This is a genomic window from Autumnicola musiva (assembly GCF_031846585.1).
Lineage (GTDB): Bacteria > Bacteroidota > Bacteroidia > Flavobacteriales > Flavobacteriaceae > Autumnicola > Autumnicola musiva.
The window spans coordinates 16,991-30,083 of sequence record NZ_JAVRHK010000021.1 but is presented as its reverse complement, the minus strand read 5'-3'; the positions used below and the strand labels follow the sequence as shown (position 1 = coordinate 30,083).

Below are 13,093 nucleotides of genomic sequence, written 5' to 3'. Positions count from 1 at the left end.
TTTTAAAGATAAGCGTTTTTACCCGAATATTATTGTGTGCCTGTGCTTTTCATTCCTTCCCTGTTTCGTTACCTTTGTGAAAAATAAAGAATGAGAAGTGTTATTCCCGGAGAGGTAAGTACGGGTACTTTACATCAATATATGCTTGGTGCCGTTGGCCCGCGGCCCATTGCTTTTGTAAGTACGGTAGATGAAGGTGGAAGGCCAAACCTTTCGCCTTTTAGTTATTTTAATATATTCAGTATTAATCCTCCCATTCTTATTTTTTCGCCATCCAGAAGGGGCAGGGACAAAACGCTGAAACATACCTATACTAATTCTAAAACAACGGGGGAGGTAGTGATAAATATTGTAAATTATAATATTGTTCAGCAAATGTCCCTTTCCAGTACGGAATATGAAGAAGGCATAAATGAATTTGAAAAATCAGGCCTTACCATGCTGAAGTCTGATCTGGTAAAACCTTTTCGCGTGGCTGAATCTCCTGTTCAGTTTGAGTGCAGGGTAAATGAAGTAGTGGAACTGGGCAGTGAAGGAGGGGCCGGAAATCTTGTGATTTGTGAAGTATTAAAACTTCACATTAATGAACAGGTGCTTGATGAGAATGGTTCAATAGACCAGCATAAAATAGACCAGGTTGCACGAATGGGCGGGAATTGGTATAGCAGGGCAAATTTGGGAATGTTTGAAGTACCCAAGCCATTGTCAAAAATGGGAATAGGAGTCGATAAAATTCCGCAGAAAATCAGAAATAGCAATATTCTCACCGGGAATGACCTTGGGAAACTAGGAAATGTAGAATCTTTCCCAACAAAGGAAGAAATAGAAAATTACCTTAAAGAAAATCCCAAACTGGCGGAGGTTGTGGCTAAAGGGGATACAAAAGGAATTCATATACAGGCACAGCTTTTAATAGAAGAAAACAAGACCAAAGAAGCCTGGAAATTATTATTAGTAAAATAGAAGAAATGGAAGTACAAGGAAAGATTAAGCTAATAGGTGACACAAAAACCTTTGGCAACAATGGATTTAGGAAAAGAGAAGTGGTGGTTACTACTGAAGAGCAGTACCCGCAACATTTGATGGTGGAATTTGTTCAGGATAAAACCGATTTGCTGGATAGCTACAAAGTGGGGCAGCCGGTGAAGATTGGCATTAACCTGCGCGGCCGTGAATGGGTGAGCCCTCAGGGGGAAACGAAGTATTTTAATTCCATCCAGGGGTGGAGAATAGAGAATCTTGAAGCAGGACAGACGGGAAATTCTAATGTACCACCTCCGGATCAATTTGAACCCGCCAATGATTTGAATGATGAAGATTATGATGATTTGCCGTTCTAGACAACTTTAATAAAATTTTAAAGCCCGGCTTTTAATTAGAAAGCCGGGCTTTTTTACATTTATGATTATCCGTTATATTTATTGAGATTAACATTTTATGCATATTCTAAAAAGACATGAACATTTTCCCCCAGTAGAATATGCCCACGAAGATGGTCTGCTGGCTATAGGGGGAGACCTTTCATTGCAGCGGCTTAAAAGTGCCTATGAGCAAGGTATTTTTCCATGGTATGATGCTTCCCAGCCAATCTTGTGGTGGAGTCCCGACCCCAGAATGGTGCTCTTCCCTGAAAATCTGAAAATTTCTAAAAGCATGAAGCAATTGTTGAAGAAAAATGCCTTTCAAGTGAGCTTCAATAAAGATTTTACTACAGTCATCAATAATTGTGCATCAATTAAGCGTAAAGGCCAAAACGGCACCTGGCTTACAAAAGAAATGAAAGATGCCTATAGGGGCTTGCATCAAATGGGGTTGGCGATATCTGTGGAAGTATGGAGTGAGGAAGAACTTGTAGGTGGATTATACGGAATTTATTTAAGGGAAAAGAAGATATTTTGTGGAGAAAGCATGTTCACCAAAGTAAGCAATGCTTCAAAATATGGATTTATTCATCTTGTGAAGGCCCTGCGGAAAGATGGAGTGAAACTTATAGATTGCCAGGTGTACACCAAACATTTAGAGAGTCTTGGGGCAGAAGAGATTTCACGCAGTGAATTCCTTGATTATTTAAAATAGTACCGTTGATATTATACTTATAAGGAAATTGAAATTCCTGTCTGGATAAACAATTCTGAAGAAGGATTGTTGGTATAATCATCATAGCGAAATTGAAGGCCAATACTGGCTTTTGTGTTTTCACCAATCTGATTACCAATTGAAAGCCCCAGCCGTTGTTCAAAAGAAGGTTTTTCAAATTTACCAAAACTCCATAAGGCTTCTGTATCTGCAACCACAAAAAATTCATTTCTGTCCAGTCGCAATCCGCTTAGCGGGGATTCAACAGAGAATTCATAACGAGTCCTGAATGTAGTATTTTCTCTAAAGCGCTCTTCCAGCCTGGCACGATGGGCTAATTTCAGCTTATTATATTTTCTGGAATGTCCGTACTGTTGGATAAGCCTTAATTCGTCTGTTACGTCTTCATTAAAAATTTCTCTAAACCTGTAGCGGATACCAAGGCTCATTTTGCTGTAAAAACCAACTTCATAACTGCTAAAATGGGTAAGGTCAATAAACTGAGCTTCAAACACCCCGCTTTCATCTGCATACAAAAGGTCTCTGTTGGCAGCTGCAAAGTTAAAGGACCAGCGGTTTGGGGTGTTAAGATTAAGAGAAATTTCCGGCTCTGCCAAGAGTGAAAAATTCTCCTGTGCTTTCATGCTAAGGCAGGAAAGAAAAAAGGATATCGGGATAAAGTACTTAAAATAAGAGATAGTCGTACTCATTTCTTATCACTTCTCGTTTTTCGATAAAATTTCCAGAATTATCAAACAGCATTTCAAACCTTTGCAGTTTTCCGTCATTTTTAACAGCTACGATCAGTTCGTAATTCTGTGGAACATTTTGTTGTATATTTTTAGCATATGCGAATGCTTTAATCTCAGAAAGAGCCGGTAAATACTGAGCCTGAATCTTTTCTATTTTATGTCTCTCGTTATTTTCTTCAATAAAACTTTTAATCTTTTGTAAGGCGGCTTCAGGTAGATTTTTCTTTTTCAATTCAACTTCAATATCCTCTAATATTCCGTTATTGTTAAATTCCACGCTATAATCATGGCCCTTAAATTTGAACTTAGCTTCATAACTCGTTGTTTCACCATCGGTTTCAAAATAAAACTTAAGCCTGCGGGCATTGTCTGGTTTTTCAGAATTGATTAATTGCATTGCTGCTTCAGGCATTTTTTCTCCGGAAATTCGGTCTTCCTGCTCAATCTTTTTGCCCTGTGCAAAAGCTGAAAAACCTGTCAATAAAATTATGTAGAGTAGATTCTTCATTTAATTATAAAGTTTTTACCTCGCTATATCTAAAGCAGGATACTTCGTGGTCATTCACCATTCCGGTTGCCTGCATATGCGCATACACTACTGTAGAACCTACAAATTTGAAGCCGCGCTTCTTAAGGTCTTTACTTAATTTGTCGCTAATTTCGGTAGTTGCGGGAGCTTTTTTATAATCTTTAACTTTGTTTTGGATAGCTTTTCCATCTACAAAACTCCAGATATATTTGCTGAAACTTCCAAATTCTTCCTGAATTTTAATAAAAAGCTGTGCATTAGTAATAGTGGCGCGTACTTTTAGCTTATTTCTTATTATACCGGAATTTTGTAGAAGTTCCTGAATTTTTTCTTCAGAATACTGTGCAATTTTTCTATAATCGAATTGATCAAAAGCCTCCCTGAAATTTTCCCTTTTTCGCAAAATAGTGATCCAGCTTAAACCGGCCTGAAATGTCTCCAGGATTAGAAATTCAAAAATTGTATCATCATCATAAACTGGAACCCCCCATTCATTATCGTGATAGGCTTCATAAAGAGGATCGCCCACACACCAGCCGCAACGCTTAACTTCAGACTCAGACATAGGTTTAAGGTTTAAATTGATAACTTATACTACCGGGCTGGGAATTACGACCGGACAAAGGTGTAAATCTGGCTCCTGCAGCATATTGCAGTGCCTGTTCAATCAGGCACTCGTTAGTTGAGGTAGAGCTGGCCTTGTTAAGCCCGGTGTTAGTCACTCTTCCGTCAGCATTTACGGTAATATTTACCACTATTCTCCCGGACGTGTCGCAGGTGTAGATTGGATTAGGAATTTCTACAGCATTTCTGCCTTTTAGAGAAAAAGAAATGGAACTGTTTTCCATCGTTCCCGATTTTGCTGAAGTAGCTTCGCTGCGATTATTACCGTCAGATCTTTTTTGCGATTGTTCCTTTTTTCTTTTGCTTAAATTGTAATCCCCAGTTGAAGAATTGCTCTCTGTTTCTTCGGAAGTTTGTTCCCGGGCTGCACTGTTTCTTTCAAAAATTTCATTCAGCTGCCGGTCAAAATTCTGTTGTCTTGCTTCCTGATTTTTATTATATGCCCTGTGCGTTTGGACCTGCTGTTGTTGCTGCGCCGGAGTTTCTTCAGGCTCCTCCTGTTCCTCATTTTGCAACTCCTTAACCTGTTCAAGGTTTACCAGCATTTCTGAAGTTGCTACATTGCGGCTGGAGAAATTGAAGTTGTAAAGCGCAAGCAATAATACCAGAAATAATAAAACGGTTATTATCAGCGCTTTGTGTTTGTCAAAAAACTCCTCCATAGGTTAAGAATTATCTTCACTCAGAATTATTCTCCCGTGAAGGTAACAATTTCTGAAAAGATTCCAGGTCTAAAGAATTTTGCACTGAAAACTCACCGATTCTTGTCCTTTTTAATGCGGAAAGATGCGCACCGCTATTTAATTCCTGCCCAAACTCGTGCGCCAGGGATCGAATATAAGTCCCTTTGCTGCAAACCACCCTAAAGTCAATAAGCGGAAATTTATCTGAATCCACTTCAAATTCAGGAATATTAACTTTTCTAGGCTGGATTTTTACTTCTTCGCCTTTTCGGGCGTATTCGTAAAGTCGTTTACCATCTTTTTTTAATGCAGAAAAAACCGGTGGTATTTGTTCAATCTCCCCTGTAAATTTTTCTATAGCTATTTTAAGATCTTCTTCGGAAATATGATCAACAGGATAATTTTGATCAATTTCAGTTTCCAGATCGTAAGAAGGAGTGGTAGCTCCCAAACTAAAGGTGCCGGTGTATTCTTTCTCCTGTCCCTGCAGTTCATTAATTTTCTTCGTAAATTTTCCGGTACAGATAATTAGTAGACCTGTAGCCAGGGGATCCAGTGTACCGGCATGGCCCACTTTAATTTTTTTAATGCCGCAGCTTTTCCTGATAAGCCCCCGTACCTTGTTTACCAGCTGAAAGGAAGTCCAGTGTAAAGGCTTGTCAAATAAAAGGATTTGTCCCGATTTAAAATCTTCTGCAGTAAATTCTTTATGATTCATTTTCAAGAAGTTTTGCCTTGAGCGGCGGTAATTCTTTTGTTGCTGTAACCCAAAGGATTTCGGTCATTATTCTGTCATAGTCATGGATAAGAATGTCTCTGAATCCTGCCATCTTTTTACAGGAAATATCAGGATATTTAAGTTTTAGTTGTTCATCTACCTTTTTTCCGGCTTCTCCAATAACTTCAAAACTTCTGATGATAGCAAATTCCTTTTCTTTATTCTTACTCAGCTCCTCTTCAGTCACTTCAAACAGAAAATCTTCTATATAAGAGATATGTTCTAACATATCCTGAATGTATCCAAAGCTATTTTTCATAGATAACTTTCAGATCTTTCATTACATAAGGAGTTATCCATTCTTTTAAACCTTTTTTGGAAATAAAGTCTATTTTCCGATTCAATTTTTCTTCGAGGTCCAGTTTAATTTGAACAATATCAAAAAGGGAGATTTTTTTATCCAGGGAATACAAAATATCAATATCACTGTCATTATTCATTTCTCCGCGGGTATAGGAGCCAAACACACCTATTTCCCGGGGGTCATATGCCTTTAAACAGTCGATGATTATTTGATTTATCTTTGCATTCATAATACAAAGATAACTAATTCATATACTCAAAAATAATAGCAATAAGGCCTACAATAAAACAGTAAATTGCGAAATAGGAGAGCTTGCTTTTCTTAACCAGAGCTATCATCCAGGTGCAGGCGGCAAGCCCGGCAAGAAATGCCGCTATAAAACCTAAAATCAAAACTGAAGTTTGAATTCCGGTATGTGCAATATTTCCATCTAAAATGTCTTTGGCAATTTTTCCGAAAATCAATGGGACAACCATTAGAAAGGAAAATCTTGCCGCCTTGGTTTTATCATTCCCCAGTAAAACCGAAGTAGATATGGTGGCGCCACTTCTTGAAATTCCGGGCAAGACTGCTATGGCCTGAGAAATGCCAATTATAAGTGCGTTACTGTAGCTAACACTTTTTCCGGTGTTTTTGGCCTTGTCTGCCAACCATAGCAAAAGCGCGGTAATAATAAGCATAAAGCCAACAAACATGATGTTTCCGCCAAACAGCACTTCCAGTTCTTCTTCAAAAAAAAGGCCTACCAGTGCGGCAGGAATCATTGATATAATGATTTTTACGGAAAATTCTGTTTCTGAGTTCCACTTAAATTGAAAAAGGCCTTTAAAAATTTCGGCTACATCTTTCCTGAAAACCACGAGTGTGCTTAAGGCAGTGGCAAAATGCAGTACAACAGTAAAAAGAAGAGATTCTTCCGGAACACTGTTATCTCCAAGTATTGCTTTTCCCAGTTCAAGATGGCCGCTGGAAGAAACAGGCAGAAATTCGGTGAGGCCCTGTATTATTCCAAGAATAACAGCATCTAATAATTCCAAACTTATTTTCTTTTATTGGGATTTAACAAAATAGCATATACTTCAATAGCAAAACCTATTAATACCAGAGTTGGAGCAAGCCGTATTCTCTGGAAATTATAAATGGCGGGATTAAATTCATTGGGATCATCGCTGCCTCCCCCGGCCATTAAAATAAAACCCAGTGCAATAACTGCAAGTCCTATAAACATCACTAAATAATTCTTCTTTCCAAAAACGAAAGAAGTATGCTGTGGGGCGGGATTATTGTTTTTATTCATATTTTTATTTTTCACTAAAGAAGGTTTTGTAGTTGACGTTTCGTTATAACTTTTAATAATTTCCGACTCAGAAGATTTACCCTCAATTCAGGGATTTACATTTTTCTTACTTCTTTAATAATAAAGTTCATCAGTTTTTAGGTTTAAAAACCGGGAGGTGGCAAAATAGGTGCTAATCCAGGTAATAATAACTCCAATGAGAAAAACACCTATAAATAAAGCAGATAGTAATTTTACATCTCCCAGCAGGTTTAATTCCGTAAAACTTTTATTAAGATAATATAAAACGGCAGCCATTCCAATTAAAGCCAGTACAGCACCAATTATTCCCAATTTTACGCTCTGCCATATAAACGGCCTTCTGATGAATCCTTTAGTTGCACCTACCATCTGCATGGTTTTAATGGTAAACCTTTTGGAATAAACAGCCAGCCTGATACTGCTGTTAATGAGCAATACCGCGATAAATGTAAAAACGGCGCTTATAACTAACACCCAAAGGCTAATCTTTTGTACGTTTTCATTCAGCAGAGAAATCAGGGGTTTGTCATATACCACTTCATCCACAAAACTTCTGGAGGTGAGGTCGGTAGCGATAGAATCTGCCCGGGAAGATGAGACGTAATCGGCATTCATATAAATATCTATAGAATTCTGCAGGGGATTGTATCCCAGGAACTCCATAAAATCCTCACCAATTTCTTCACTGTGTTGCTCCGCCGCTTCTTCTTTGGAAACAAAAGTGGCAGATTTTGTATAATCGGCACTGCTAAGGCTTTTATTTAAGTCTTCCATTTCACCCTCTTTGGCCGTATCTGTAAAATAAACGGTCATAGCAATTTGTTCCTTAAAATGATCGGCTACTTTTTTCGTATTCAGGACCAGTAAACCAAGAATTCCCAATAAAAAAAGTACTAACGCGATACTGATTACTACTGAAAAATAAGAGGAAATCAGCCTGCGTTTCTGGTACTTTTCAAAAGATGTGCTCATAAATTGAACTCAGATTTTTTGTAAAAATAAGAAAGTTAATGATTCCCTTTTCTCTAAAACGTTCAAAGATTTTTTTTATTTGGTTTGCAATACTTTTACAGGAGTTATGTAAAAAAAGAGACTGCTTAAAAAACCTTGGTCTTTAAACAGTCTCCTTTAAGTTCATTAGGTCGAATAGATTATTCTTCTATGACAACTGCAGTTTCTTCGCTTAAAACATTTTGATTTTCTAACCATTCCTTGTAATCAGCTTCACTCATACCTGCCTTCATTGCTGAAGAGCTTACTGCTGTTCCTTCAACAGTAACAGTTGCGATAAATGGATAGGTTCCATAACGTACAACCCCGTCTATAAGAAGATCATATTCCGGACCGGCACTTTCCAAAGCCTCATCCATAGCGTCTTTAATGTTCCATCCAATTCCAAGAAAATAAGTTTTTTTACCTTCAGTTTTTACCCCTTGAGACCTATCTATGTCCAGATTGACATTTTTAGAACTGATGACGGTAAAATCAACAAGTCGCATTGAGCAACTTGTTAAAGTAAGTGAGCCAATGATGGCTAACATAAAAAATGTAGTTTTAGATTTCATAAAATGTTTAATTTTTTTAATCCTACTCTTATGGCTTTTCGGTTCGCCCCGTTTATGGTTTCTGGACTCCGCGACTAAGATATAAAAAAATGTTAAAATTTACAGAGGTTATCTTTCCATCGGCAAATTATGGGATATTCTATCAAAAGTGGAGACATGGATTTTCTAGTTTCTTAAATTTGAAAAAACAATAATGGAAATACTGGTATATGGAATTGGCGGAGTAGGCGGTTACTTTGGCGGCAAACTTGCAGAAGCAGGTAACTCGGTTAGTATGCTCGCTCGTGGGAAACACCTTGAAGCAATAAGTAAACGCGGACTGGAAGTGGAGAGTATCAACGGGAATTTTAAAGTGGAACCAACAGTGGCTACCAATGATGTTTCTGAAGTTTCCACGCCAGAACTGGTACTTCTTGGTGTGAAATCCTGGCAAATTTCTGAAGCCGCAAAAGCCATAAAACCTTTAATTGGTAAAAACAGCATGGTGCTGCCTTTGCAAAACGGTGCCAGTAATGTGGAAAAGCTGCTTCAAGTGATTCCTGAGAACAATATCATAGGCGGCCTTTGCCACATAATCAGTTTTATTGAAGCTCCCGGTAAGATTAAACATACTGCCCTGGAGCCAAATATTATTTTTGGGGAATTGGATAATTCAAAAACCCGCCGTATTGAGCAGTTAAAGAAGACTTTTGACAGCGCGGGGATCAGTAATTCTATTCCTGAAGATATTCAGTTGGAAATCTGGAAAAAATTTTTATATATCACTACCGTTAGTGCTATTGGCGGTTTAACCCGTGTACCAATTGATAAAATTAGGGAAAGTGATTATTTATATAATCTTATGCAGAAAACTGCGCAGGAAGTAAAAACGGTGGCAAATGCAAAAGGAATTGCAATAAAAAATGAGCATATAGAAAAGGCCTTTGAATTAGTAAACAGTCAGTCCAAAGGAACAACGACCTCTACACAGCGGGATATCATGGATGGCAAACCTTCAGAATTGGAAAATTTTAACGGATATATTGTAAAGGAGGGTGAAAAATTGCAAATTTCTACCCCAGTTAACCTAATGCTTTTCGAGCTTTTGCTGCCCATGGAGAATACAGCCCGAAAAGCTTAAGAATTGCACACCAGGAGAATTCTTTAGAATTATAAAATTGTAAATTTGCAGGCAATTAGTGATAACGTCTCTGCGAACGAAGTGAAGCAGTCTTAAATTGCCACACCATTATTCCTCGCAATGACCAATAGTTAAGAGAAGAAATGAAATACAACTTCAACGAAATTGAAGCCAAATGGCAAGAATACTGGGCCAAAAATCAAACCTTTAAAGCCTCAAATACTTCTGAAGAAGCCAAATATTACGTGTTGGATATGTTTCCATATCCTTCCGGGGCGGGCCTTCACGTAGGGCATCCTCTTGGATATATTGCCAGCGACATTTATGCCCGCTATAAAAGGCATAAAGGTTTTAACGTATTACACCCGCAGGGTTACGATAGTTTTGGTCTTCCGGCAGAGCAGTATGCCATACAAACAGGTCAGCATCCGGCGGTTACTACTGAAAATAATATAAAACGTTACCGGGAGCAGCTGGATAAAATTGGTTTTTCCTTTGATTGGAGCAGGGAAGTGCGCACCAGCAATCCCGATTATTATAAATGGACACAATGGATTTTTATTCAGTTTTTTGAATCCTGGTATGATAAGGAGCAGGATAAATCCCTTGCAATTTCTGAACTGGAAGAAATTTTTTCTGTGGAAGGAAATAAAAGAGTAAAAGCGGCTTGTGACGAAGACATTGAAGAATTTACTGCGGAAGAATGGAGCACTTTTACTTCCGAAGAAAAACAGAAGATATTGCTTAAATATCGTCTTACCTATTTAGCTGAAACCGAAGTAAACTGGTGTCCGCAACTGGGAACTGTTCTCGCTAACGACGAGATTGTAAACGGAGTTTCAGAGCGTGGCGGTTACCCTGTTGTTCGGAAAAAAATGACGCAGTGGAGCATGCGGATTTCTGCCTTTGCAGAACGTCTGCTTCAGGATCTCGATAAAATCGACTGGACAGAAAGTTTAAAAGAAAGTCAGCGAAACTGGATTGGGAAATCGGTGGGAGCTATGGTGGAATTCCCCATCCTATCCTTCCCCAAAGGGGAAGAGAAAGCAGACTCCGAAAAAGCTCCCTCTTCGGGGGCTGGGGGGATTCGTGTTTTCACCACGCGTCCCGATACAATCTTCGGAGTCACTTTTATGACGTTGGCACCGGAACATGAACTGGTACAGAAAATCACGACTCCTGAACAAAAAGAAGAAGTGGATGCTTATATAGCGGCCAGTGCGAAGCGTAGTGAGCGTGAACGTATGGCCGATGTGAAAACCATTAGCGGAGTTTTTACCGGTGCTTATGCCGAGCATCCTTTTACCAAAGAGCCGGTGCCAATCTGGATTGGAGATTATGTGCTGGCTGGCTACGGAACCGGCGCGGTAATGGCGGTTCCCTGCGGCGACCAACGGGATTATGATTTCGCCAAACATTATGATCTGCCAATCAACAATATTTTCGAAAATGCTGATATTTCTGAAGAAGCTTTTTCAGGAAAAGAAGGAACGGTGATTGCAAATTCAGATTTTCTCAGCGGATTAAAATATAAGGAGGCACTTCAGAAAGTTATCCTGGAATTGGAAAAAACAGGTCATGGCTACGGAAAAACAAATTACAGGCTACGGGATGCAGTTTTCAGCAGGCAAAGATACTGGGGAGAACCTTTTCCGGTTTATTACGTGAAAGGAATGCCGCAAATGATTTCTGCGGAACATTTGCCACTCACTTTACCTGAAGTTGAAAAATATTTACCCACCGAAACTGGGGAACCACCTTTGGGGAATTCTACTGAGTGGGCGTGGGATACAGTAAATAATGTAATAGTTCCTAATCAGGAAATTGATGAGGAGACCATCTTTCGTTTGGAACTAAACACTATGCCTGGATGGGCGGGAAGTTCCTGGTACCTGTTCAGGTATATGGATCCTCATAATGAGGAAACCTTTGTTTCTAAAGAAGCGCAGGAATACTGGCAAAACGTGGATTTATATATCGGTGGAAGTGAACATGCCACCGGCCATTTATTATATTCCCGTTTCTGGACAAAATTCCTTAAGGATCGTGGATACCTTTCTGTTGAAGAGCCCTTTAAAAAGCTGATTAACCAGGGAATGATTTTGGGAACGAGTGCTTTTTCTTTTAAATTGGGGAATACCATCGAAGTGTATGATAGAAACTCTTTGAGTTTCCAAGGTAAAACTGGAGAATCAAAATCTAAAAAAGAATTATTTGAGAATGTAACAGATGATCTTAACACCGTAAAAGATAAATATAAGAAAGCATTTATAACTAAAATAGATATTAGTGACAAGCCTATTTTTATTTCAAGAAAAAATATGGAAGAATCTCAAGACGAGCCAGGACAATGTGAAAATGCACTAAGTCACCTTTTTGATGAAGAAATTCAATCTAGAATTCAAAACAAAGAATTTACGATTAGATATCATCCTTATTCAGTCCATACTGATGTCAGTCTAATTAATGATTCGAACCAGTTAGATATTGATGGATTTAAAAAATCAAGACCTGAATACTATAATGCAATGTTTATAGGGGAAGAAGGAAATTTTATAGATGGTAATAATGATACTTACATTGTTCGAAGAGAGGTCGAAAAAATGTCCAAGTCCAAATATAATGTGGTAAACCCTGATGATATTTGTGAAAATTATGGTGCCGATACTTTAAGAATGTATGAGATGTTCCTGGGCCCCTTGGAACAGGCAAAACCATGGAACACTGCCGGGATTACCGGGGTGCATAATTTCCTTAAAAAACTCTGGAAATTATATCACAACGGTGAAGAATTTCAGGTTTCAGAAGAAAAAGCTTCGGCAGACTCTTTAAAAACTTTGCATAAGACTATTAAAAAAGTGACTGAGGATATTGAAAACTTCAGCTTTAATACTTCGGTTTCCACATTTATGATTTGTGTAAATGAGCTTTCGGTTCAAAATTGTAATCAGCGGGAAGTGCTGGAGCCACTGGCAGTTTTAATAGCGCCATATGCGCCGCATATCGCTGAAGAATTGTGGGCAAAATTAGGTCATTCAGATTCTATAGTCACTGCGGAATATCCTGTTTATGAGGAAAAATTTCTTGTGGAAAGCACTAAGAATTACCCTGTATCCTTCAATGGGAAGATGCGCTTCACTATGGAATTGCCTCTGGATCTTAGCAAAGAAGAAATTGAGAACACCGTTCTTGCTGATGAGAGAACCAAAGATCAATTATCTGGTAAAGCCCCTAAAAAAGTGATAGTTGTTCCGGGTAAGATAGTGAATTTAGTGATTTAAGTACTCGAAATTGTTAGCTGATAAGCCCTGAATTAATTTTCAGGGTTTTTAATATCCTCTCTT

16 protein-coding genes are annotated in these 13,093 nt (G+C 38.5%); 5 read left to right on the top strand and 11 right to left on the bottom strand.

Going from position 1 to position 13,093, the window contains the following annotated elements:
* Positions 1 to 90 precede the first annotated feature (90 nt).
* The 3 genes from RM539_RS17730 to aat all read left to right on the top strand — a co-directional run bounded on the left by RM539_RS17730 (position 91) and on the right by aat (position 2,076).
* Positions 91 to 963, top strand: coding sequence for a flavin reductase family protein (locus RM539_RS17730; protein WP_311504761.1), 873 nt, complete (start codon positions 91 to 93; stop codon positions 961 to 963).
* A gap of 5 nt (positions 964 to 968) precedes the next feature.
* Positions 969 to 1,340 (top strand): DUF3127 domain-containing protein, encoded by a 372-nt coding sequence (locus tag RM539_RS17725; protein WP_311504760.1) that lies wholly within the window; start codon positions 969 to 971, stop codon positions 1,338 to 1,340.
* Between the two features lie 97 nt (positions 1,341 to 1,437).
* Complete coding sequence (gene aat / locus RM539_RS17720) at positions 1,438 to 2,076, top strand: leucyl/phenylalanyl-tRNA--protein transferase (RefSeq protein WP_311504759.1); 639 nt, start codon at positions 1,438 to 1,440, stop codon at positions 2,074 to 2,076.
* 17 nt (positions 2,077 to 2,093) lie between these two features.
* Here the strand turns inward: aat and RM539_RS17715 are convergent, their stop codons facing one another.
* From RM539_RS17715 to RM539_RS17665, 11 genes are all read right to left on the bottom strand, one after another.
* On the bottom strand, positions 2,094 to 2,786 hold the full coding sequence (locus RM539_RS17715; RefSeq protein WP_311504758.1) for a DUF2490 domain-containing protein: 693 nt from the start codon (positions 2,784 to 2,786) through the stop codon (positions 2,094 to 2,096).
* Complete coding sequence (locus tag RM539_RS17710) at positions 2,761 to 3,336, bottom strand: hypothetical protein (protein ID WP_311504757.1); 576 nt, start codon at positions 3,334 to 3,336, stop codon at positions 2,761 to 2,763. The genes RM539_RS17715 and RM539_RS17710 overlap by 26 nt, the downstream gene beginning before the upstream one ends.
* Before the next feature lie 4 nt (positions 3,337 to 3,340).
* Complete coding sequence (locus RM539_RS17705; protein ID WP_311504756.1) at positions 3,341 to 3,922, bottom strand: DNA-3-methyladenine glycosylase I; 582 nt, start codon at positions 3,920 to 3,922, stop codon at positions 3,341 to 3,343.
* 4 nt (positions 3,923 to 3,926) lie between these two features.
* Complete coding sequence (locus RM539_RS17700; RefSeq protein WP_311504755.1) at positions 3,927 to 4,643, bottom strand: TonB family protein; 717 nt, start codon at positions 4,641 to 4,643, stop codon at positions 3,927 to 3,929.
* Positions 4,644 to 4,659: 16 nt separating this feature from the next.
* Positions 4,660 to 5,382 (bottom strand): tRNA pseudouridine(55) synthase TruB, encoded by a 723-nt coding sequence (gene truB / locus RM539_RS17695; protein ID WP_311504754.1) that lies wholly within the window; start codon positions 5,380 to 5,382, stop codon positions 4,660 to 4,662.
* The gene (locus RM539_RS17690) at positions 5,372 to 5,701 is read right to left on the bottom strand and encodes a HepT-like ribonuclease domain-containing protein (protein ID WP_311504753.1); all 330 of its coding nucleotides are present in this window, start codon (positions 5,699 to 5,701) and stop codon (positions 5,372 to 5,374) included. Before RM539_RS17690 ends, truB begins: the two co-directional genes overlap by 11 nt.
* Entirely contained in the window at positions 5,691 to 5,975 is a 285-nt protein-coding gene (locus tag RM539_RS17685; RefSeq protein WP_311504752.1) for a nucleotidyltransferase family protein, read from the bottom strand. The genes RM539_RS17690 and RM539_RS17685 overlap by 11 nt, the downstream gene beginning before the upstream one ends.
* A 13-nt stretch (positions 5,976 to 5,988) precedes the next feature.
* Positions 5,989 to 6,783: an undecaprenyl-diphosphate phosphatase gene (locus RM539_RS17680; RefSeq protein WP_311504751.1), complete on the bottom strand. Its 795-nt coding sequence runs from the start codon at positions 6,781 to 6,783 to the stop codon at positions 5,989 to 5,991.
* 2 nt (positions 6,784 to 6,785) lie between these two features.
* Positions 6,786 to 7,043, bottom strand: coding sequence for a DUF3098 domain-containing protein (locus RM539_RS17675; RefSeq protein ID WP_311504750.1), 258 nt, complete (start codon positions 7,041 to 7,043; stop codon positions 6,786 to 6,788).
* 114 nt (positions 7,044 to 7,157) lie between these two features.
* The gene (locus RM539_RS17670; protein WP_311504749.1) at positions 7,158 to 8,036 is read right to left on the bottom strand and encodes a cell division protein FtsX; all 879 of its coding nucleotides are present in this window, start codon (positions 8,034 to 8,036) and stop codon (positions 7,158 to 7,160) included.
* A 179-nt stretch (positions 8,037 to 8,215) separates the two neighbouring features.
* Positions 8,216 to 8,563 (bottom strand): hypothetical protein, encoded by a 348-nt coding sequence (locus RM539_RS17665; RefSeq protein WP_311504748.1) that lies wholly within the window; start codon positions 8,561 to 8,563, stop codon positions 8,216 to 8,218.
* Positions 8,564 to 8,822: 259 nt separating this feature from the next.
* Between RM539_RS17665 and RM539_RS17660 the strand changes: the two genes are divergently transcribed.
* Both RM539_RS17660 and RM539_RS17655 read left to right on the top strand, forming a co-directional pair.
* Positions 8,823 to 9,749 carry a ketopantoate reductase family protein gene (locus RM539_RS17660; RefSeq protein ID WP_311504747.1) on the top strand — a complete coding sequence of 309 codons (927 nt, stop codon included), beginning with the start codon at positions 8,823 to 8,825 and terminating at the stop codon, positions 9,747 to 9,749.
* 143 nt (positions 9,750 to 9,892) lie between these two features.
* The gene (locus RM539_RS17655; RefSeq protein WP_311504746.1) at positions 9,893 to 13,030 is read left to right on the top strand and encodes a leucine--tRNA ligase; all 3,138 of its coding nucleotides are present in this window, start codon (positions 9,893 to 9,895) and stop codon (positions 13,028 to 13,030) included.
* Positions 13,031 to 13,093: the final 63 nt, after the last annotated feature.

Bases quoted from the DNA above. Each gene is read 5' to 3' on its own strand.
- RM539_RS17730 (WP_311504761.1), top strand. From the start codon at position 91: ATGAGAAGTGTTATTCCCGGAGAGGTAAGTACGGGTACTTTACATCAA.
- RM539_RS17725 (WP_311504760.1), top strand. From the start codon at position 969: ATGGAAGTACAAGGAAAGATTAAGCTAATAGGTGACACAAAAACCTTT.
- aat (WP_311504759.1), top strand. From the start codon at position 1,438: ATGCATATTCTAAAAAGACATGAACATTTTCCCCCAGTAGAATATGCC.
- RM539_RS17715 (WP_311504758.1), bottom strand. From the start codon at position 2,786: ATGAGTACGACTATCTCTTATTTTAAGTACTTTATCCCGATATCCTTT.
- RM539_RS17710 (WP_311504757.1), bottom strand. From the start codon at position 3,336: ATGAAGAATCTACTCTACATAATTTTATTGACAGGTTTTTCAGCTTTT.
- RM539_RS17705 (WP_311504756.1), bottom strand. From the start codon at position 3,922: ATGTCTGAGTCTGAAGTTAAGCGTTGCGGCTGGTGTGTGGGCGATCCT.
- RM539_RS17700 (WP_311504755.1), bottom strand. From the start codon at position 4,643: ATGGAGGAGTTTTTTGACAAACACAAAGCGCTGATAATAACCGTTTTA.
- truB (WP_311504754.1), bottom strand. From the start codon at position 5,382: ATGAATCATAAAGAATTTACTGCAGAAGATTTTAAATCGGGACAAATC.
- RM539_RS17690 (WP_311504753.1), bottom strand. From the start codon at position 5,701: ATGAAAAATAGCTTTGGATACATTCAGGATATGTTAGAACATATCTCT.
- RM539_RS17685 (WP_311504752.1), bottom strand. From the start codon at position 5,975: ATGAATGCAAAGATAAATCAAATAATCATCGACTGTTTAAAGGCATAT.
- RM539_RS17675 (WP_311504750.1), bottom strand. From the start codon at position 7,043: ATGAATAAAAACAATAATCCCGCCCCACAGCATACTTCTTTCGTTTTT.
- RM539_RS17670 (WP_311504749.1), bottom strand. From the start codon at position 8,036: ATGAGCACATCTTTTGAAAAGTACCAGAAACGCAGGCTGATTTCCTCT.
- RM539_RS17665 (WP_311504748.1), bottom strand. From the start codon at position 8,563: ATGCGACTTGTTGATTTTACCGTCATCAGTTCTAAAAATGTCAATCTG.
- RM539_RS17660 (WP_311504747.1), top strand. From the start codon at position 8,823: ATGGAAATACTGGTATATGGAATTGGCGGAGTAGGCGGTTACTTTGGC.
- RM539_RS17655 (WP_311504746.1), top strand. From the start codon at position 9,893: ATGAAATACAACTTCAACGAAATTGAAGCCAAATGGCAAGAATACTGG.